Annotated in this window: 25 protein-coding genes; 15 read left to right on the top strand and 10 right to left on the bottom strand. The window is 64.7% G+C overall.

Translation table 11 applies throughout. From position 1 onward, the window contains the following. Window positions 1-239: 239 nt before the first annotated feature. Complete coding sequence (locus JQ586_RS18930) at window positions 240-737, top strand: CreA family protein (protein WP_212396116.1); 498 nt, start codon at window positions 240-242, stop codon at window positions 735-737. 65 nt (window positions 738-802) lie between these two features. On the opposite strand, the gene JQ586_RS18925 is transcribed toward JQ586_RS18930, so the two are convergent. Further along, a complete protein-coding gene (locus JQ586_RS18925) occupies window positions 803-1,030 on the bottom strand; it encodes a hypothetical protein (RefSeq protein ID WP_212396115.1) in 228 nt (75 codons plus the stop codon). 388 nt (window positions 1,031-1,418) lie between these two features. Between JQ586_RS18925 and JQ586_RS18920 the strand changes: the two genes are divergently transcribed. Beyond that, window positions 1,419-1,574 (top strand): hypothetical protein, encoded by a 156-nt coding sequence (locus tag JQ586_RS18920; RefSeq protein WP_212396114.1) that lies wholly within the window; start codon window positions 1,419-1,421, stop codon window positions 1,572-1,574. Between the two features lie 42 nt (window positions 1,575-1,616). Continuing rightward, on the top strand, window positions 1,617-2,012 hold the full coding sequence (locus JQ586_RS18915) for a hypothetical protein (RefSeq protein ID WP_212396113.1): 396 nt from the start codon (window positions 1,617-1,619) through the stop codon (window positions 2,010-2,012). Window positions 2,013-2,061: 49 nt separating this feature from the next. Here JQ586_RS18915 and JQ586_RS18910 read toward each other — a convergent pair whose 3' ends face one another. Continuing rightward, window positions 2,062-2,331, bottom strand: a complete 270-nt coding sequence (locus JQ586_RS18910; RefSeq protein WP_212396112.1) for a DUF6719 family protein — start codon at window positions 2,329-2,331, stop codon at window positions 2,062-2,064. A gap of 43 nt (window positions 2,332-2,374) precedes the next feature. Further along, window positions 2,375-3,865, bottom strand: a complete 1,491-nt coding sequence (locus JQ586_RS18905; protein WP_212396111.1) for a PLP-dependent aminotransferase family protein — start codon at window positions 3,863-3,865, stop codon at window positions 2,375-2,377. 106 nt (window positions 3,866-3,971) lie between these two features. On the opposite strand from JQ586_RS18905, the gene JQ586_RS18900 reads away from it, so the two are divergent. Together JQ586_RS18900 and JQ586_RS18895 are read left to right on the top strand one after the other, a co-directional pair. Continuing rightward, window positions 3,972-4,664, top strand: coding sequence for a pyridoxamine 5'-phosphate oxidase family protein (locus tag JQ586_RS18900; protein WP_249147756.1), 693 nt, complete (start codon window positions 3,972-3,974; stop codon window positions 4,662-4,664). Between the two features lie 53 nt (window positions 4,665-4,717). After that, complete coding sequence (locus JQ586_RS18895) at window positions 4,718-5,995, top strand: ArgE/DapE family deacylase (RefSeq protein WP_212396109.1); 1,278 nt, start codon at window positions 4,718-4,720, stop codon at window positions 5,993-5,995. Window positions 5,996-6,030: 35 nt separating this feature from the next. Here JQ586_RS18895 and JQ586_RS18890 read toward each other — a convergent pair whose 3' ends face one another. Next, window positions 6,031-6,816: a cobalamin-binding protein gene (locus JQ586_RS18890; RefSeq protein WP_212396108.1), complete on the bottom strand. Its 786-nt coding sequence runs from the start codon at window positions 6,814-6,816 to the stop codon at window positions 6,031-6,033. Window positions 6,817-6,921: 105 nt separating this feature from the next. On the opposite strand from JQ586_RS18890, the gene JQ586_RS18885 reads away from it, so the two are divergent. After that, the gene (locus JQ586_RS18885) at window positions 6,922-7,320 is read left to right on the top strand and encodes a PaaI family thioesterase (protein WP_212396107.1); all 399 of its coding nucleotides are present in this window, start codon (window positions 6,922-6,924) and stop codon (window positions 7,318-7,320) included. A gap of 141 nt (window positions 7,321-7,461) precedes the next feature. After that, window positions 7,462-8,085, top strand: coding sequence for a GNAT family N-acetyltransferase (locus JQ586_RS18880; RefSeq protein WP_212396106.1), 624 nt, complete (start codon window positions 7,462-7,464; stop codon window positions 8,083-8,085). Window positions 8,086-8,163: 78 nt separating this feature from the next. Here JQ586_RS18880 and JQ586_RS18875 read toward each other — a convergent pair whose 3' ends face one another. The 4 genes from JQ586_RS18875 to fabG form a co-directional block, all read right to left on the bottom strand. Further along, window positions 8,164-8,472 carry a hypothetical protein gene (locus tag JQ586_RS18875; protein WP_212396105.1) on the bottom strand — a complete coding sequence of 103 codons (309 nt, stop codon included), beginning with the start codon at window positions 8,470-8,472 and terminating at the stop codon, window positions 8,164-8,166. Window positions 8,473-8,562: 90 nt separating this feature from the next. After that, window positions 8,563-8,862 carry a putative quinol monooxygenase gene (locus JQ586_RS18870; protein WP_212396104.1) on the bottom strand — a complete coding sequence of 100 codons (300 nt, stop codon included), beginning with the start codon at window positions 8,860-8,862 and terminating at the stop codon, window positions 8,563-8,565. Continuing rightward, on the bottom strand, window positions 8,859-9,554 hold the full coding sequence (locus tag JQ586_RS18865) for a DUF2161 domain-containing phosphodiesterase (protein ID WP_212396103.1): 696 nt from the start codon (window positions 9,552-9,554) through the stop codon (window positions 8,859-8,861). Before JQ586_RS18865 ends, JQ586_RS18870 begins: the two co-directional genes overlap by 4 nt. A 141-nt stretch (window positions 9,555-9,695) precedes the next feature. After that, entirely contained in the window at window positions 9,696-10,376 is a 681-nt protein-coding gene (fabG, locus tag JQ586_RS18860) for a 3-oxoacyl-ACP reductase FabG (protein ID WP_212396102.1), read from the bottom strand. 296 nt (window positions 10,377-10,672) lie between these two features. On the opposite strand from fabG, the gene JQ586_RS18855 reads away from it, so the two are divergent. Continuing rightward, window positions 10,673-11,191 carry an SGNH/GDSL hydrolase family protein gene (locus JQ586_RS18855; RefSeq protein WP_249147761.1) on the top strand — a complete coding sequence of 173 codons (519 nt, stop codon included), beginning with the start codon at window positions 10,673-10,675 and terminating at the stop codon, window positions 11,189-11,191. A 105-nt stretch (window positions 11,192-11,296) separates the two neighbouring features. Continuing rightward, the gene (locus JQ586_RS18850; protein ID WP_050425034.1) at window positions 11,297-11,500 is read left to right on the top strand and encodes a hypothetical protein; all 204 of its coding nucleotides are present in this window, start codon (window positions 11,297-11,299) and stop codon (window positions 11,498-11,500) included. Window positions 11,501-11,561: 61 nt separating this feature from the next. Here JQ586_RS18850 and JQ586_RS18845 read toward each other — a convergent pair whose 3' ends face one another. Both JQ586_RS18845 and JQ586_RS18840 read right to left on the bottom strand, forming a co-directional pair. Continuing rightward, window positions 11,562-12,308 (bottom strand): tyrosine-protein phosphatase, encoded by a 747-nt coding sequence (locus JQ586_RS18845; RefSeq protein WP_212396100.1) that lies wholly within the window; start codon window positions 12,306-12,308, stop codon window positions 11,562-11,564. A gap of 217 nt (window positions 12,309-12,525) precedes the next feature. After that, on the bottom strand, window positions 12,526-12,723 hold the full coding sequence (locus JQ586_RS18840) for a DUF2735 domain-containing protein (protein ID WP_409334502.1): 198 nt from the start codon (window positions 12,721-12,723) through the stop codon (window positions 12,526-12,528). 546 nt (window positions 12,724-13,269) lie between these two features. On the opposite strand from JQ586_RS18840, the gene JQ586_RS18835 reads away from it, so the two are divergent. From JQ586_RS18835 to JQ586_RS18810, 6 genes are all read left to right on the top strand, one after another. Next, window positions 13,270-14,304 carry a glutamine synthetase beta-grasp domain-containing protein gene (locus JQ586_RS18835; protein ID WP_212396098.1) on the top strand — a complete coding sequence of 345 codons (1,035 nt, stop codon included), beginning with the start codon at window positions 13,270-13,272 and terminating at the stop codon, window positions 14,302-14,304. A 182-nt stretch (window positions 14,305-14,486) separates the two neighbouring features. After that, window positions 14,487-15,191, top strand: a complete 705-nt coding sequence (locus tag JQ586_RS18830) for a GrlR family regulatory protein (protein WP_212396097.1) — start codon at window positions 14,487-14,489, stop codon at window positions 15,189-15,191. A gap of 3 nt (window positions 15,192-15,194) precedes the next feature. Continuing rightward, on the top strand, window positions 15,195-15,893 hold the full coding sequence (locus tag JQ586_RS18825) for a substrate-binding domain-containing protein (protein WP_409410998.1): 699 nt from the start codon (window positions 15,195-15,197) through the stop codon (window positions 15,891-15,893). Between the two features lie 32 nt (window positions 15,894-15,925). After that, on the top strand, window positions 15,926-16,744 hold the full coding sequence (locus tag JQ586_RS18820; RefSeq protein WP_212396096.1) for a tetratricopeptide repeat protein: 819 nt from the start codon (window positions 15,926-15,928) through the stop codon (window positions 16,742-16,744). Between the two features lie 64 nt (window positions 16,745-16,808). Beyond that, window positions 16,809-16,958, top strand: coding sequence for a hypothetical protein (locus JQ586_RS18815; protein WP_212396095.1), 150 nt, complete (start codon window positions 16,809-16,811; stop codon window positions 16,956-16,958). A gap of 132 nt (window positions 16,959-17,090) precedes the next feature. Beyond that, window positions 17,091-18,713 (top strand): ABC-F family ATP-binding cassette domain-containing protein, encoded by a 1,623-nt coding sequence (locus tag JQ586_RS18810; protein WP_212396094.1) that lies wholly within the window; start codon window positions 17,091-17,093, stop codon window positions 18,711-18,713. Window positions 18,714-18,806: the final 93 nt, after the last annotated feature.

Genomic DNA, 18,806 nt, shown 5'->3' with positions numbered 1-18,806 from the left:
ACGTTCACCAGTACAAGCGCTTTAGCCCTTCCGTGATCCCGTGTCTTCGCGAAAAGCGTAACAAAAAAGCCTCACATAAGGTTAAAGCGGCCCTGACATCACCGATCCGTTAGCGCCTTCCTGTGCGGCGTTTGCGCACTACATTGGCGGTGCCATCCGCGGAGACCTTCATGACATCCCTGACATCGAGAACTGTGAGCCTGTGTGACGTGCGACAATTGTCTCGATGGGGATTCGCGATGTTGCTTCTGGTCCTTGCTTGCGTGCAGGCCGGTCCCGCGGCGGCCGCCGACGAGCCAGACCTGATCTTCCGCCGCTCGACCGTGTTCAAATGGCTGAGCCCCAACGACAAGCTCGCGACCTATGGCGTCGATGATCCCGAGGTCGAGGGCGTGGCCTGTCATTTCACCGTGCCGGAGAAGGGCGGCTTCAAGGGCTGGATCGGCGTCGCCGAGGAAGTCTCTGATATATCGCTGGCTTGTCGGCAGATCGGCCCCATCCGCTTCAAGGAAAAGATGGGCCAGGGCGACGACATGTTCCGCAAGCGCCGCTCGCTGTTCTTCAAGAAGATGCAGATCGTGCGCGGCTGCGATGCCAAGCGCAACGTGCTGGTCTACATGGTCTATTCGGACAGGCTGATCGAGGGCTCGCCGAAGAACTCAACCTCGTCGGTGCCGATCATGCCCTGGGGGGCCGACGATTCGACCGTGCAGAAGTGCGGCGAGTTCATTCAGTAGCCGGCGCAAGAGCTTGAGGCATCAAGGGCTTGGGCCGGGAAGCTGACGCGGCGGCCGAGCCGGCGTCAGCGTTGGCCGAATTGCTTTGTGCGGAAGTCGAAGCCGGGCCGCTCGGGCTGGATCCTCGAGTCGCGGCACCCGATCAGCCGGACCAGTTTCTGCGGCGCGCATTCGTTGTCGCCCATCACATAGGCGCCCTGTTGCGGCATCGCGCCTGCCATCTGCTTCTGACCCGGCTTGCGGGCCGTGGATTCACTGCCAACGCCGTTGTTGCCATTGCCCACGACTGACATCCTCCCCTGGAACTGGGATAACGAACAACGTGCAACCACGGAGATGGTTGCGCGCTGTCAGCGTGAGTCGGCCGGAGCCCTCGCGCGGTTCACTGCAGCTTTTGCTGCGTCAAAGCCTCTTTCAGCAGAGGAACCTTAAGAAAGCCCAGCGGCTATAGCCCAATCTTGTTGCGACATGACGAAGTGATCGACGCGGCCGGCCCAGAACGGAGCGTTGAAATCCCTGGGCTTTTCGCGCCAATGTTTCATCGCACTGGCTATGACGAAACAATTGCGCGGTGGACGAAACCATTTTCCGCTTTTTGCGCAGAACTCCGGAAACGCCGGTTCGTTATCAAACTGTCAACAAAGCGGCGGTCACGCCGACAGGGATTCCGGAGACAGTCAAATGCGGACCATGAGCTTGATCCTCGCCTTTGCCTTCGTGATGGTCGGATCGTCGATGACTGGTACAGCGGACAGCGGTCTGCCCGGGATCGGAACGTTCTCCTACAATGGTCCGCCGGTGCAACCCGGTGCGTCGGTCGTCATGGCGGCCAACTGATCGCGACAAGCCAATCAAAGAAATTGCCGGTAAAGGCCTCGCATGTTGCTCCGTATCCTTCCCGCCGCGATGTTGGCGTCCTTCGTCCTCCTGAGCCCCGCCAACGCCCAATCGCAGCTTCCCCTCGAAACCATGCAGTTGCGCTCCCTGTTCAAGGCGCCTGATGCGCGCGATGAGTTCGTGCGTCAGTGCGTGCCCCACATGGTGGGACGCTGGGCCCATCCCGAGGCCGTTTGCGGCTGCCTGCACGATCACGCCGCGGCAACCATCGAGGACAGCGACCTCCGCCAGGCCGTGTTGCGCGGCATCAGCGAGACCGGCGTGCCCACCATCGAGACCGCCTGGGTGCCGGAGTCCAAGAAGGCCGAGATCGGCCCGACCTTCACCAAGATCGCCAAGCCGACATTGCAATGCATGTTCGAGCCGGCGACGAACTGATCGGCTGTTCTCAGGAGATGATGGAGGCGCCTCGCAAATGCGGGGCGTTCTACTTTCGGGACAACCGCGGCACGCAGGTGATCGTACGCACCACACCGGTCTGGTTCAGTTGCGACCCCGTGACCTGTTTGATCTTCCCGGCCGGGCACGTTCCGTCATCGACCAGCACGCGCTGACCGACGCGCAGATCCACGATATCGCGCTCATGCGAGACGGCCTGGGCCTGCTGCGCGGCAGCGGGCAGGGTTGCGACCATCAGAGCAAGGGCGCCGAACAGCGCGCGGTGGACCAGATGCAGGACGTTGCGGTTGCGGGGCATCCAGTGTCTCCGAGCAGGCGCCGATTGAACGGCGCGACCTTAGTCAGGCGGCGCCGATTCTGACAGGGCGCCGTGCCCTGCGCGTGGCCCGCAGCGCGGCCAGTGAAGCCTTCGCCAGTCGTTCCGCCGACGCGACCAGTTGCGGACCAGGGTGTCCGGAGAATCCGAGCACGAATCCGGGCAGGGGACGCGCGCGATGATAGGTCTCGGCGAGCAGCCAGCCGCCGACCCCGGCGGCGGCCTTCGCCTCTGCCGCGACAGCCGGATCGGTCGACGGATCGAGCCGCGCCACCAGATGCAGGCCCTGCGACGGCACCGGAACCGTGAGCTCGCCCGCGGAAGCCGTCGCGAGCGTCGATGCCAGCAGGTCGCGCGCCTCGCGGTAGAGCTTGCGCGCCTTGCGCAGGTTGGCCGCGAAGGCACCGGAGTTCAGCATGTCGGCCACCGCGCCCTCCATCAGCGTACCGGGGAAGCGGTCGAGCGCGGCGCGCGCCGCCGTCACCGGGCCTATGAGTTGCTCGGGCAGCGCGCAGTAGCCGATCCGCAATCCCGGGAACAACGTCTTGGCGAAGGTGCCCATGTAGATCACGCGGCGCAAATGATCGATGCCGGCGAGCGACAGGAGTGGCGCGCCGTCATAGCGGAACTCGCTGTCGTAATCGTCCTCGAACACGAAGGCGCCGGCGTCCTTCGCCCAGTCGAGCAGTTCGAGCCGGCGCGGCATCGACATCTGGACGCCGAGCGGAAACTGGTGCGAGGGCGTGACATAGGCCGCGCGCGCCAGGTGTGCCGCGCTGCGTCCCCTGGCGACCAGCATGCCGGAGGCGTCGACCGGCACCGACACCGGGCGATAGCCGCAATGCTCGATCGCGCGTCGCGCCGCGGGATAGCCGGGATCCTCGCACCAGACCTGGTCGCCGGCCTTCAGGATCGCGCTCAGCACGATGCGCAGCGCGTGCAGCGTGCCCGACGCCAGCATGATCTGGTCGGGATCGCAGCGCAGCCCGCGCGCCGACAGCAGGTGATCGGCGATGGCGACGCGCAGTTCGCGACTGCCCCTGGGGTCGCCGTAATGGAGGTGCTCGGGCCCGAAGGCGCGCAAGCGGCGGCCGGCGAAGGCACGAAAGCGTTGCAGCGCGCGCTCGTCGATATGGGTGCAGCCGAGCGACAGCGCGCTGTGTTGAGGTGGCTCGAGCGCGATCTTCGTGCGCCGCGGTGTCGAGGCCTGCTCCGGAATGCGCGCGGCGACGAAGGTGCCGGAGCCGACGGTAGCGACCGCAAAGCCGTCGGCGATCAGCCGCTCATAGGCCGTGGTGACGGCGTTGCGGCGAAAGCCCGACTGCCTGGCGAGCGCGCGCGACGGCGGCAGCGGCTCGCCGGGTTTCACGATGCCGCCGACGATCGCATGGCACAGCGCCTGATAGAGCCGCTGCTGCGAGGCGGCGCCCGGCGTGACGTGAGGACCGGCGAGGTCGAGCGTCAGGTCGGGCTTTCGCGCCGCGGGCGTCGGCGAATTGGTCGGAATTTTTCGCATGGAATTGGCACTATCGCAGACCAAATTGGTCGCTACAACTGTCATCAGAGTCCAATTCTCGCGAGGCATTGCCGTGACCGAAGGCGCATCCACTCCCTCATATCCAATGTCGTCCCGCAACCGGGTGAAGCGCCGCCACGATCGCGGCTTCTACGACCATGCGACCGTGCACAGGATTCTCGACGCCTCGATGCTGTGCCATGTCTCGTACGTGATCGACGGCCAGCCCTATTGCACGCCGACCTTCTTCTGGCGCGAGGGCACGAAGCTCTACTGGCACGGCTCCAGCGCGAGCCGGATGCTGGAGAACCAGTCCGAGGGCCAGCGCGTCTGCCTGACGGTCGCCCATCTCGACAGCCTCGTTCTGGCGCGCTGTGGCTTCAACCATTCCGCCGACTACCGCGCGGTGATGGCGTTCGGCACGGCGTATCTCGTCACCGATCCGGACGAGAAGCAGCGCGCGATCGTTGCGATGGTCGACCGCCTGTTTCCCGATCGCACCGCGGGCTTGCGGCCGAGCAACAGGCAGGAGATCAAGGCGACCTCGTTCATCGCGATGGAGATCGAGGAGGCGTCGGCGAAGATTCGCGCCAAGGGCGTCGCCGATGACGACGAGGATTACGAGTTGCCGATCTATGCCGAGCGCATCCCGGTGCGCACCGTGATCGGTGCGCCCGAGCCCTGTCCGCGGCTGCTCGACGGCGTGACGCGGCCAGCTTCGCTCGACGGCTATTCCGAAGGCCGCCTGCTCGAAGATGCGCTGCGCGATGCCTATTTTGTGCAGTACCCGGCCGGCTGAAATCGGGGTACGGTCACGCTCCCGCCTTCTGAACTCCCCATTGGAGCTGCCGCATGAACGCCGACGTTCAACAACGAATCCTTGATGCCGTTGATGCCGGCTTCGACGCGCAACTCGCGACGACGCAAGCCTTCGTCGCGATTCCCTCGACCCGCGGCGCGGAGGGCCCGTGCCAGGACATGATCGGCGATCTGCTGCGCGAACGCGGCTACGAGGTCGACGACTGGCACATCAACCTCGACGTTCTGAAGGACCTGCGCGGCTTCGGCCCGATCGAGCATGATTTCTCCAGGGCGCGCACGGTGGTGGGCACCTACCGCCCGGCCACCAATGCCGGAAGATCCCTCATCGTGCAGGGCCATTGCGACGTGGTGCCGACCGGCCCGCTCGACATGTGGGAGACGCCGCCGTTCTCGCCCGTCATCAAGGACGGCAAGATGTATGGCCGCGGCGCCTGCGACATGAAGTCGGGAACGATCGGCGCGCTCTATGCGCTGGATGCGATCGGGAAGGCCGGCCTGAAGCCGACGGCGCGGATCCACTTCCAGTCCGTGATCGAGGAAGAGAGCACCGGTGTCGGTGCGCTCTCGACCCTGCAGCGCGGCTACCGCGCCGATGCCTGCTTCATTCCTGAGCCGACCAGCGGCAAGATGATCCGCTCGCAGGTCGGTGTGATCTGGTTTCGCTTGAGGGTGCGCGGCTTCCCGGTGCATGTGTTCGAGGCTGGCGCCGGCTCGAACGCGATCATGGCGGCGTACCATCTGGTCCATGCGCTGGAGAAGCTCGAGATCGCCTGGAACGAGCGCGCCAGGGCGGATCGCCACTTCAAGAACGTCGACCATCCGATCAACTTCAATCCCGGCATCATCAGGGGCGGCGACTGGGCCTCAAGCGTGCCGGCCTGGTGCGATGTCGATTGTCGGATCGCGGTGCTGCCGGGCTGGTCGATTGCGGAGTGCCAGCAGGAGATCTTGGCCTGTGTCTCTGCGGCCGCGCGCGACCATCGCTTCCTCTCCAACAATCCGCCGCAGGTGGAATGGTCGGGCTTTTTGTCCGAAGGCTACGAGCTGACCAATTCGGAAGCGCCGGAAGCCGCCTTCGCGAAAGCGCATCAGGCGGTTTATGGCGGCGCGGTGGAAGACCGCGCCTTCACTGCGCTGACCGACACGCGCTTCTACGGTTTGAACCACAACATCCCGAGCCTCTGCTTCGGCGCGACTGGAGCTGCGATGCACGGCTTCAACGAATATGTCGAGCTGGACTCGCTGCGCAAGGCGACCAAGGCGACCGCGCTGTTCATCGCGGAATGGTGCGGGGTGGAGAAGGCGTAGGGATTGGTCTCTCCGCGCCTTTGCGAGGAGAGAGTTCAGCGGTCGGGCCACAACGCCTTCACGATTGCATCCAGCCCATCCGTAAGCGCCGCGGGGCCGGGCTGCAGGATGATCGCCGACTTGATCTCGACGATGCGACCGTTGCGCACGGCGGGAATCCCGCTCCAGCCGCCACGCCCGCGGATGCGGTCGGGCACGACCTTCTTGCCGCACCAGGACGCCAGGATCACGTCGGGCGCGGCCTCGCGCACGGCATCAGGCGCGATGATGCGGTCCCTGGCGGCCTTGTGGACGCGCAGATGCGACAGCACGTCGTCGCCGCCCGCGATTTCGATCAACTCGGAGACCCAGCCGATACCGCCGATCAGGGGATCGTCCCATTCCTCGAAATAGACTTTCGGCCGCGGGCCTGGACGCGGCGTCGCTGCGATCCGCGCAAGCCGCTGTTCGAGGTCGGTCGCGAGTTGTTCGGCGCGAACGGCCGCACCGACGATGGCGCCCAATGTGCGGATCATCGCAAGGATGCCGGCGAGGTCGCGCTGGTTGAATACGTGGACTGCAACGCCTGCCCGGATCAGCTCGGCGACAATGTCGGCCTGCAGATCGGAAAACGCGAGCACCAGATCGGGGTCGAGCGCGAGGATCCTTGGAATGTCAGCGGTGATGAAGGCCGCGACGCGCGGCTTCTCGCGGCGCACCTGCGGGGGGCGCACCGCATAGCCGGAGACGCCGACGATGCGGTCCTGCTCGCCGAGCAGATAAAGCGTCTCGACCGTTTCTTCGGTGAGGCAAACGATCCGGCGGGGAGGGAAGTCGCGCATGCCGACCTGCATAGCACGGCGGCGATTACCTCTGACGTCATTGCCTGTTTTACCTCGCACGTCCATGCTCGGCGACAGTCTCGGAAATGCGCCGGAGGAACGCGAATGACGCTGCTCGAAAAGATCCAGTCGATGAAGATGCCGTTTGCGGAGCTGAAGGGCGTCACCTTCACCGAAGCCGACAAGGATCGCGTCGTCGCCAGAATGCTGGTGCGGCCCGACCTCTGCACCCTCAACCACACCATTCATGGCGGCGCGATAATGGCGTTCGCGGATTCAGTCGGGGCGGCGGCAACCGTGATCAACCTGCCCGAGGATGCCAAGGGCACCACGACCCTTGAAAGCAAGACCAACTTCGTCGGCGGCGCCAAGGAGGGAACCACCGTCATTGCGACCGCGACACCGGTTCACCGGGGGCGGCGGACCCAGGTCTGGCAAACTCGCCTCGAAACCGAGGACGGGAAGCTGGTTGCGCTCATCACCCAGACGCAAATGGTATTATAGGGCTGATTTGTCATGGGATTTCCTGATCACCCGATGCGCGATTCAAATGAATCCAGGCACTTGAATTTCATGGTGCGATGCACAATATAGGGTTGCTAGGGACTCGACGCCTCCTCGAGGGCTACCAAGAGGAGTTATGAAATGAACCATCATTCCATCCGTTCGACGCGCGTCAAGGGCACCGTACGGACGTTGAGCCAGCAGGAGGAGCTTCCCCTCCTGCGCGATCATCTGTTGAGACTGGACCGATCCAGCCGGCATGATCGCTTTCACGGCTTCATCGACGACAGCTTCATCCGTCGCTATGCCGAGCGGTGCGCCAATGACGGCACCGTCATCATCGCCTATTTCGAGGACGGCGTGGTCCGCGGCGCAGCCGAACTGCATCCGCCGGAGCAGTCGCCGGACGCGCAGCCCGAGATCGCCTTCAGCGTGGAGCGGTCGGTGCGGCGCAAGGGCGTCGGCAGCATCCTGTTCCGCAAGCTGATCGCCGAGGCGCGTGCCAAGGGCTACACCAACCTGCGGATCACCACCGGCGCGCAGAACGATGCGATGCGGGCGCTCGCGACCAAGTTCGGTGCGCACCTGACCTTCCGTCACGGTGAGTCGACCGGCAGCATCGACCTGACCGAGCAGAGCCAGCCCGAGAAGGCGCCGGCTGCTGCGATGGTCACGCCGGTCGAGGCTGCACGTGCGCTGGTCAACATGAACCGCGCCTATTGGCGGATGGTGATGCAGATGTCCGGCTGGGGCCGGGCGGCCTGAGCCAAGGCTGACGCGAATAAAAAAGGCAATCCGCTCAGCGGATTGCCTTTTTGTTTTTCAATCGTCGGTTTGTCGGGTTCAGGTGCCGGTGCGCTTGGCGGGCAACACGCGGCGGACCACGCGGCGCTCGACCACGACGGAACGCTGGGCGCCCTGTTCCCCGGCGATCACACGGGTCGCGGTGCCGGTCCGGGCACTGACGCGCGCAGTCTTCTTCACTTCGGCCAGGACGTCTTCATAGGGCAGGCCCATCAGGGCCGAAGCGATCTCGGCCTGGGCCTCCACGTCATCGGTGATGCCGACGGCCGCGAAGATTGCCTCCTCGAGCGTCGGCGGATCATGCCGCACCCGCCTTGTGCCGTACTTGGTGTTCCAGTCGCCGCTCATCGCCGCCTCGTTTCTGAATCGCGGGAGATTACCTAGGCGTACTTATGTTGCATTGCAATATGAAAGTGCGATGGCAAGCCAGCCATGCAGCTAGAGTCTCTCAATCTTGTGACCATCATAAAGTTCGATCGTGGTCGCGGCCGCCGCCAGGGATTGCAGCGCGCGGACGAAGTCGCGCGAGGCAGGCACGGCGAAATGGGCTGATAGCGCCGCGCGGTCGGCCCATTGCTCGAAGAACACCAGCCTGAGCGGGTTCTCGCAGTCGACATGGACGGCATGTGAGAGGCAGCCGGGCTCGGTCCGCGAGCGATGAACGTGCTCGAGGCTCAGCCGCCGCACCTCGTCGAAGGTCTCGGGGCGGGCGGTCACGCTGCCGGTCACGACGATCATGCGGCACCCTCCCGGGATGTGGCTTCCACGCGAAAATCGATCGGCTGCTGCGGCCAGCGTTGCAGCGCCGCGCGCCCGGCCTCGGTCAGCCCATAGATGCCGCGCTCGGCGCGGTCGAACCAGCCATAGACATTGTGCAGCAGAATCTTGCCGGCGTCGGGGATCTCGGCGCGCAGGTCGCGAACCTTCCGCGGTCCATCCGACAGCGCCGACGCACATGCCAGCGCCTGCTGGCGATAGGCCGTCATGATCGGGGCACGGGTCGAGCCGCCGGCAACCGGATCACCCTTGCGCTTGCGGTGCTCGGCGACCAGGCGTGAACGCTTTTTGGGATTGCGGCGTGGAGCCGTGGTCGGCGGCTTCACCAGGACCTCGACATCGCCGGTAGCGGAGACGCCGAGCATGCCGAAGCCGAGCCGGCGGCAGAGGTTGCGGTAGCGCGCGTCGCTCTCGCGGCCCTTGCCGCGGCTGGAGATCTTCGCGGCGATCCAGACCTCGTCGGCGGCGGCGGCGCGGTCGACCGCCTGCAGGATCAGTTCGAGATTGAAGGCGAGCTTGAGCTCGCCGATCACCACGACCGGCGGATCGCCCGCGCTCAGCGCGACGAGATCGCAGCCGCCGATCTCGCCCTTGACCGCGAAGCCGAGCTTTTCGAGGAAGCGTTTGACAGGCAGGTAAAGCGCGGTTTCCAACGGGACGTGCTCCGGCGGCTGTCCTGCCGCGACTCATCGTAGCAGCATAGCGCGAAACGGCACTCCTCGACCTGAACGGGTTTGTCCCAGGTGCTGCCGTGTCTGATCCCCAACTGAGCTGGGGCGGCGCGCCAGCGCTCCCTAAACCCGCCCGTTGACCGGAAGCAGCGCGCCGGTGACGGCGCTGGCGGCGTCGCTCGCGAGAAACAGGATCACGTCGGCCAGTTCCTTCGGCGTCACCCATTTGGAAACATCCGCTTTCGGCATCGCGGCGCGGTTGGCCGCGGTGTCGATGATCGACGGCAGCACGGCATTGACGGTGACCTTGCCCTTGAGCTCGGCGGCGAGCGCTTCGGTCAGGCGATGCACACCGGCCTTCGAGGCGGCATAGGGTCCCATCCCGGAGGCGGCCTGCAGCGCGCCAAGCGCGCCAATATTGATGATGCGGCCTGCGCCGCCGGCGACGAGATGCGGGATCGCGGCGCGCGAGGCGTTCAGCGCGGTCGTCACGTTGAGCGCGTACATCCGCTGCCAGGTCGCGGGATCGCCGTCGGCGATCGCCTCGAAGGTGAAGCCGCCTGCGATGTTGATCAGCGCATCGAGCCGGCCGAACAGCGCGGCGGCCTTGTCGATCGCAGCCTTCGCCTGCGCCGCGTCGGTGAGATCGACGCCGCCGAGTTCGATCCGGTCGGCCGTCGCCGCCGCTGACGCAGCCGCGTGATCGATGCCGGCGACGCGCGCGCCGCGCGCCAGCGCCTGTTCGGCGACCACCTTGCCAAGCGCACCCAGTGCGCCGGTTATGACGATGGCTTTCCCGTTCATGGTGTCTCCGTGCAGGCAAGAGATGAGCGGCCCACTATGATCAGGTGGATTTCATTTGCAATGCCGGCCGGTTTTGCGGCGTAGTGCGGGTATTGTTGAGTTCATTCGCGCAGAGGATGTTTGCGATGCCCGACCCGCGGCCATGCCAAACGCATTTCGATATAGTCAAGTTCCAGCACTGCCTCCCGCATTTCGCGAAAGCGCTCAAGCGCCAGCGCAAGATCAAGGTGGTGGCGTTCGGATCGTCGTCGACCGCGGGGGCGGACGGCGTCATGCCGTTCCCGCCACGGCTCGAGATGCTGTTGCGGGGCGAGAAGCAATTCTTCGACCGGCTGATAGATGTGATCAATCGTGGCGTGGGCGGGCAGGAAGCGCCGGAAGAGTTTTCTCGCATCGAGGCTGACGTCGTTGCCGAGGCGCCGGCGCTGGTGATCTGGCAGGTCGGCACCAATGCCGTCTACAAGGACGGCTACGTTTTCGACGAGGTGCAAGCCACGTTCGCGGCTGGACTCGACGTGCTTGCCGCGCTGCCGCTCGATGTCGTGGTGATGGATTCCCAATTCACCCGGGCAATCGCCGCGAAGGCCGAACTCGCCGAAAAATACATGGCGATGATCGCCGATGTCGCCGCCGACAAGCACGTCAACCTGTTTCGCCGCTTCGAGCTGATGAAGCAATGGATCAAGGATGGGGTCTTACTTCCTGAGCTCGACGATGGCGGGGAGCTTCACACCAGTGATTGGGCGACCGGCTGCGTGACCCAGGCGTTGTTCGAGGCGATCAATGATGCCCTGGCGCGCACGCCGACTACGTAAGACTACGGGTGTCGCGCGATCGGTAAAATTCGCGACAGTTCCGTAAGTCGATTTGCAGAACCCGTCCGCTAGAAGCGAACACCGACCAAGGCAGGGGTTCAGTTCATGGGAAATCTTCCGGATCACGGTTTACCGCTCGTTCAGCTCAAGGAGCAGCGGCGCGATCTCGTGGTGGCGTTGCAAAACCGCAAAGGGCCGGTCGGCAGCTGGGAATTGATGCAGATCGCCGCGATCCAGCAGGCGATCTCGGCATTCGAGGACGTCATCGCCGATCTCGACGCGGAGCTCGAACTCGAGGCTGCGGCCTGAGCGCCTTCGAGCGAAGTGGAGACCAGTTCGCGTCAAGAAAACGCTTCACGACAGAGCTCGTTCAGGCCTGCAAATAGCGGCCTTCAAGTGCCTTGCGCTCGGGCTGACCGAGCCCGAGGCCTTCACGGAAATAGCCTTCGAGATCGCCATAGTCGGTGTCGATCGCCTCGAATGCCGCAGCCAGGAATGCCGGCTGCACGGCGCCGAGCACCTGCTTGACCTCCTCGGGCAGTTCGGTGCTGGCCGACGGATCGCGCCTGTAGAACTGGTTGGTCAAGAGATAGTCGTCCGCAATCACCGCATCGGGCACGCCGAGCGCGTGCAGGATCAGCGCGCAGGCGAAGCCGGTGCGGTCCTTGCCTGCGGTGCAGTGGATCACGAGCGGGGCCTTGTCTTCGAGCAGATGGCCGAACAGTGCGCGATAGCGCGGCGTGTTGTCCTGCACATAGCCGCGATAGGAGTCGCGCATCACATCGACGGCATCGTCGCGCGATGGCGGACGGCCCTTTGCCGCGATCTCGCGCAGCGCGGCAACGACGGTCGGTTCGACGGGCAGCGAATGTACGGTGATCTCGGCCATTCCGCACAGCGCCTCGGCGCGTTCGGCGACGCCGCGAAAGTCGAAGGCGCTCCTGACACCAAGCCCGCGCACCACGGCGATATCGGGGTCGGTGAGATGAGCGAGATGATTGGATCGGAACAGCTGCCGCCAGCGCAGCGTGCGGCCGTCGCGGGTCTGATAGCCGCCGAGATCGCGGAAATTGCTGGCGCCGGCGAGATTGAGATGACGTGCAGGGGTTTCTTGCATCGGACAGACCTGTGCGGGTGGCATGCGCAGGACGTGTCTATAGCGGCCCTGTTGGGGGGAGAATATGACTTATCGCAGAGGCGCCATTCTCGAGGCCGCGTCCGCGCCGCGCACGACCCGTCATAAGAAAAAAGGGCCGAAACGTTCCGTTCCGACCCTTCTTACTGTGCTGACGTGGCCCTTGGGCGTCCCGTCGCGCCTCTCTGCTGCACCGGCATCAGTGATCCCGGCCCGGCTTGGCGTCGTCGATCGCCGCCTGATGGTACCAGCTCTCGCTGCAGCTTGAGACCTCGACATGGGCGGCAAGCTCAGGCGCTGTCTGTACCTCGCCGTAGCGGCGTCCACCGAGAGCGGCGCGGCCCCCGGCGGGGAATTGATAGATCTTGGCAGATCCCTGCTCCAAACCTGTGTTCATCATCAAGTCTCCCTCTTGGTCGGAACGCAAGCCTCCATGCTGCGCCCGACTCCTTCACACGCAGTTGCCTCCTTTTCGATATTGGACGAGCCCCGATGGGGTGCAAGGTGACTAAGAAGTGGTCATGTTCTGATCAATTCATGAGCATATCTCCATTTGCCTCCTGCGAGGCAGGGCATGGGTCGCCGACGCTCAGGCGGAGGCAAGGGCTGCCGGCGACCAGCCGACAAGACGTCGACTGTCATGCGAGACTGCCGCGGCTTTAATCGAAGGGCGCCCGGTCGCGCCGATTTGCTGGAGAATCGGGCGCCCGAGGACCCTCGAAAGCAGATTCCGACTGCCTTGAGCGCATGCCAGCCGCGCTCCTATGTCGCAGCAAAAAATGCAATGTCCGCAGTGGACATCAGCGAGACGGGCGGATGCCGCATTGCAGCGACTGGCATTTTAATTGCTTAGAAGGAACCGGCCGATGGTGGCCGGGTACGCGTGCGGCGACCGACTGGCTTTCGGTTGCTCACGGTTTTGCATCATCAACAGAGAGGTTCAATGACCAAGTACAAGCTCGAGTATATCTGGCTTGACGGATATACGCCGACGCCGAGCCTGCGCGGCAAGACGCAGATCAAGGAATTCGCGTCGTTCCCGACCCTTGAGCAGCTCCCGCTGTGGGGTTTTGACGGTTCGTCCACCCAGCAGGCTGAAGGCCACAGCTCTGACTGCGTGCTGAAGCCGGTCGCGGTCTATCCCGACGGTGCGCGCGAGAACGGCGTGCTGGTGATGTGCGAAGTCATGATGCCCGACGGCAAGACGCCGCATGCCTCGAACAAGCGCGCCACCATCCTCGATGACGAGGGCGCCTGGTTCGGCTTCGAGCAGGAATATTTCTTCTACAAGGACGGCCGTCCGCTCGGCTTCCCCGAGTCCGGTTATCCGGCCCCGCAGGGCCCGTACTACACCGGCGTCGGCTACAAGAACGTCGGCAGCGTCGCCCGCAAGATCGTGGAAGAGCATCTCAATCTCTGCCTCTACGCCGGCATCAACCACGAAGGCATCAACGCCGAGGTGGCGAAGGGCCAGTGGGAATTCCAGATCTTCGGCAAGGGCTCCAAGACCGCCGCCGACCAGATGTGGATGGCACGCTACCTGATGCTGCGTCTTACCGAGAGCTACGGCATCGACATCGAATTCCATTGCAAGCCGCTGGGCGACACCGACTGGAACGGCTCGGGCATGCACGCCAACTTCTCGACCAAGTACATGCGCGAAGTCGGCGGCAAGGAGTACTTCGAGAAGTTGATGGCGGCGTTCGACAAGAACCTGATGGACCACATCGCAGTCTACGGACCGGACAACGACAAGCGTCTGACCGGCAAGCACGAGACGGCGCCGTGGAACAAGTTCAGCTACGGCATTGCGGACCGCGGCGCTTCAATCCGCGTGCCGCACTCCTTCATCAACAATAGCTACAAGGGCTATCTGGAAGATCGCCGTCCGAACTCGCAGGGCGACCCCTACCAGATCGCTTCGCAGATCCTGAAGACCATCTCCGAGGTCCCGACCGGCGCCAAGGCGGCGGCCTGAGACCCAAGACCTCAGACCCGGACGGCATCGTCCGGTCCTGCAATCCGGCCCGCCAAGGCGAAAGCCTCGGCGGGCCTTTGCGTCTTGATGACGCTGCTGCGCGGCTCCGCGCGGAAAGCGGTTTCGCTGCGTTATGAACCGCGCTACACAACGGCTGATTGGGCGCCGCCGGGGGCAGGCACTTGTTCGAAGGCTTCTACAAGGTCCGGTTTCAACTCGGCGAAGCGGTCGGGCGCAGCGTCATGTACGTGCATGACGGCAAGATGCTCGGCGGCAACTCCGCGTTCGCCCATATCGGGGCTTACCAGAAGACCGGCGACGGTGTGGCAATCGAAATCAAGACGGTTCGTCACAATCCGGACCCGACCTATCGTGCGATGGCCGGCACCGATGATGCGACCCTGATCGCGAAGGGGTGGGCGGATGGTGAGCTCTATCGTTTCAAGGGTGAGCTGAAGGAATTGCCGGGCGTTCCGTTCTCGTCGGTGATGACGCCGATCCAGAAGGATGAGATCCCGCTCGCCGGCCGCATCGGCGAGGGCGGCGTCACCGACGGCCTCTATTCGATCCACATCCGCCTGCTCGACGGTGTCGATGGCGGCCTTACCGGCGTCATGCTGCTCAATCGCGGCCGCATCCTCGGCGGCGACGCGTCCTTCTACTATCTCGGGAGCTACACCTCCGAAAACGGCCGCTGGAAAGGCCAGATCCTGAACCAGGAGCATACGCCGGCGCGCGGCGAGAATCCGGTCTTCGGCGGGCACGAGGTCGGGATCGGCTTCGCCGGCACCTGCGACGCTGACGGAGCGGTGCTCGATGCCACGGCGCTCGCCGGCAAGCGCAGCCTTCGCCTCACGGCGGTGCTCAAGCTGATGCGGCGGGCGTAGGTCATGAACGGGTCGATGGATCGCCCGGTCCGCGTGCTCTCGACGCTGGCGCTGAAGGGCGCGGTGGTCCGGCTTGCCGAGATCTGTCCGGCGAACGGCGGTGTCCGCATCGATGCCGATTTCGCGCCGACCTTGGCGCTGCTCGCGCGTCTGCGTGGCGGCGAGGCTGCCGATCTCGTGATCCTGACCCGCGAGGGGCTCGACGAGATGGTCGGCGAGGGCCGGGTGATCGCGGAGAGCTGCGTCGATCTCGCCCGCTCCTATGTCGGCCTCGCGGTGAAGGCAGGTGCCGCGCATCCCGACATCGGGTCCGAGGCCGCGCTGCGCACGGCGCTGAAGGCGGCGCGGGCAGTGGCTTATTCGCGGCTTGGCGCCAGCGGTATCCTGTTCGCCCAGCTGATCGAACGACTCGGCATCGCGGCCGAAATCAACGCCCGCGCGGTGATCGTTCCCGCCGGCTTCACCGCGGAAAGGCTTGTCACCGGCGAGGCCGATCTCGCTGTCCAGCAGATCAGCGAGCTGAAGCAGGTCGATGGCATCGAGGTCATCGGTCCGATCCCACTCGACCTGCAGACGCCGGCGGTGTTTTCGGCCGGCCGCATGACAAGCGCACAGCGCACCGATGTCGCCGATCATTTGCTGCGCTATCTGGCGTCCGCCGACGTTGCGCCGGTGCTGCGCGCGACCGGGCTCGAGCCTTGAATTTGCCGGGCCACCGACGCAACCTGCCGCGCATGAGCAAACGTCTTCGCGCCATTGTCGTTGCCGCGCTGCTGGTTGCACCGGCGTGTGCTCATGCACAATCGGCCGACCTCGTGCTGTGCGACCGCGTCGCCGCCGATCCCACCGATCCCGACAAGCCGGCCGATGTGAAGGGCGTCGGCGAGATCGCGTCATCGGATGTTTCGACTGCGATCAAATACTGCGCCATCGCAGCGAAATCCTCGCGCCGCGCAACGTATGAGCTCGGCCGCGCTTATGCGGCCAACCGGCAAACCGCGGAAGCCGCGGCGGCCTGGCGCAGGGCTGCCGACAAGGGCTCGACGTCGGCGATGGTGGAGCTCGGCGTGCTCTACGGCAACGGGACCGGCGTCGCGAAGGACGAAGCGCAGGCGCGCAAGCTGTTCGAGCGCGCGGCGCAGGCCGGCAATGCGCGCGGTGTCAGCAATCTCGCTGCGCTCGGCGGAAGTGCGGCCGCCGATCCGGCGCAGGCACGCGAGCTGCTCGCCAAACCGGCCGAGACCAATGCCGAGGCGCAGTATCAGCTCGGCATGATGCTGGCAGAAGGCAAGGGTGGTGCGCAGGACGATGTCGCAGCGCGTGCCCTGTTCGAGAAGGCCGCGACTCAGAACCATCCGGGCGCGCTGGAACGGATGGGCGCGTTCGCCGCCGCCGGCCGCGGCGGCCCGAAGGATGGCGACGCGGCGAAAGCCTATTATGAGCGCGCCGCTGCGCTCGGCGACGAGGACGCCAGGAAGGCGCTGGAGCGCGCCCGCTGTCCCTATGTGATCAAGGACAAGCGCGGCAACGCCGTCACCAATCTCTGCTTCTGAGCCGTTTGGAACGTTTGCGGCGACACCATCGTTGAAATACGACAGGCGTCGGCGAGGCGATATCATGATCCGCAAGCTGCGGTCCGGCGAATACCGGCTGTATTCCCGCAAGATCAATCCGAAGACCGGCAAGCGCCGCAATCTCGGCACCTTCAAATCGCGCGCGGCCGCCGAGAAGCACGAGCGCGACGTGCAGTACTTCAAGCGGCATTGATGCGGCTTCCGCGCAAACGGTGAAATCCGGGATGTGATGCCAAAAAACGCCGAACGATGCGGCCTGAACGCCCTTTCCCCCGCGCTCCAGATCGAATAAGAGGCCGCACAATCCCATTTCCACTGTGTTTGCATGATCCGCCTCGACAACGTCTCAAAGCAAGTCGGCCACCAGATCCTCTTCATCGAAGCCTCCGCAGCCCTGCAAAAGGGCGAGAAGATCGGCCTTGTCGGCCCGAACGGCGCCGGCAAGACCACGCTGTTCCGGATGATCTCGGGCCGGGAGATACCCGATGAAGGCCAGGTCTCGGTCGATCGCGGCATCTCGATCGGCTATTTCAGCCAGGATGTCGGCGAAATGTCGGGCCGCAGCGCCGTGGCCGAGGTGATGGACGGGGCAGGGCCGGTCAGCGAGGTCGCGGCCGAACTGCGGGAGCTGGAAGCGGCGATGGCCGACCCCTACAAGATCGACGAGATGGAGGACATCATCGCCCGCTACGGCGAGGTGCAGCACCGGTTCGAGGAACTCGATGGTTACGCGCTGGACGGCCGTGCGCGCGAGGCGCTCGCGGGCCTCGGGTTCAGCCAGGAGATGATGGACGGCGACGTCGGAAAGCTTTCCGGCGGCTGGAAGATGCGGGTCGCGCTGGCGCGCATCCTGCTGATGCGTCCGGACGTGATGCTGCTGGACGAGCCGAGCAACCATCTCGACCTCGAAAGCCTGATCTGGCTCGAGCAGTTCCTCAAGGGTTATGAGGGCGCGCTGCTGATGACCTCGCATGACCGCGAGTTCATCAACCGCATCATCAACAAGGTGGTCGAGATCGACGGCGGCCAGCTCACGACCTATTCCGGCGATTACGAGTTCTACGAGCAGCAACGCGCGCTCGCCAACAAGCAGCAGCAGGCGCAGTTCGAGCGGCAGCAGGCGATGCTCGCCAAGGAGATCAAGTTCATCGAGCGCTTCAAGGCGCGCGCCTCGCACGCGGCGCAGGTGCAGAGCAGGGTCAAGAAGCTCGACAAGATCGAGCGCGTCGAGCCGCCGCGGCGGCGGCAGACCGTGGCGTTCGATTTCCAGCCGGCGCCGCGCTCCGGCGAGGACGTCGCCAGCCTGAAGAACATCCACAAGGCCTATGGCAGCAAGCGGATCTATGACGGACTAGACTTCATGATCCGCCGCAGGGAGCGCTGGTGCGTGATGGGCATCAACGGCGCCGGCAAGTCGACGCTGCTCAAGCTGGTCGCAGGCTCGACCGAGCCTGACGACGGAACGGTTGCGATCGGCGGCAGCGTCAAGATGGGCTATTTCGCCCAGCACGCGATGGATCTGCTCGACGGCGAGCGCACCGTGTTCCAGTCGCTGGAGGATGCATTTCCGCAGGCAGGTCAGGGCTCCCTGCGCGCGCTCGCCGGCTGCTTCGGCTTCTCGGGCGATGACGTCGAGAAGAAGTGCCGGGTGCTGTCGGGCGGCGAAAAGGCGCGCCTCGTGATGGCCAAGATGCTGTTCGATCCGCCGAACTTCCTGGTGCTGGACGAGCCGACCAACCATCTCGACCTCGCGACCAAGGAGATGCTGATATCAGCGCTCTCCGAGTTCGAAGGCACGATGCTGTTCGTCTCGCACGATCGGCATTTCCTTGCTGCGCTCTCCAACCGCGTGCTGGAACTGACGCCGGAAGGCATCCACCAGTTCGGCGGCGGCTACACCGAATATGTCGCGCGCACCGGGCACGAGGCGCCGGGATTGCGGAGCTAGCGCCGCCATGCAAGCGCGCATGGCACGCCGCCCGGTGCTCGTCTTGTGAGGCTCCGCACTGCCCGTTACGCTTCCGCAAAAAACGGGAGGCGA

Origin of the sequence: Bradyrhizobium jicamae, assembly GCF_018130215.1 — a bacterium.
Taxonomy (GTDB): domain Bacteria; phylum Pseudomonadota; class Alphaproteobacteria; order Rhizobiales; family Xanthobacteraceae; genus Bradyrhizobium; species Bradyrhizobium jicamae_A.
Note: the sequence above shows the minus strand (reverse complement) of the source record. Positions and strands in the feature narration are given on the sequence as shown.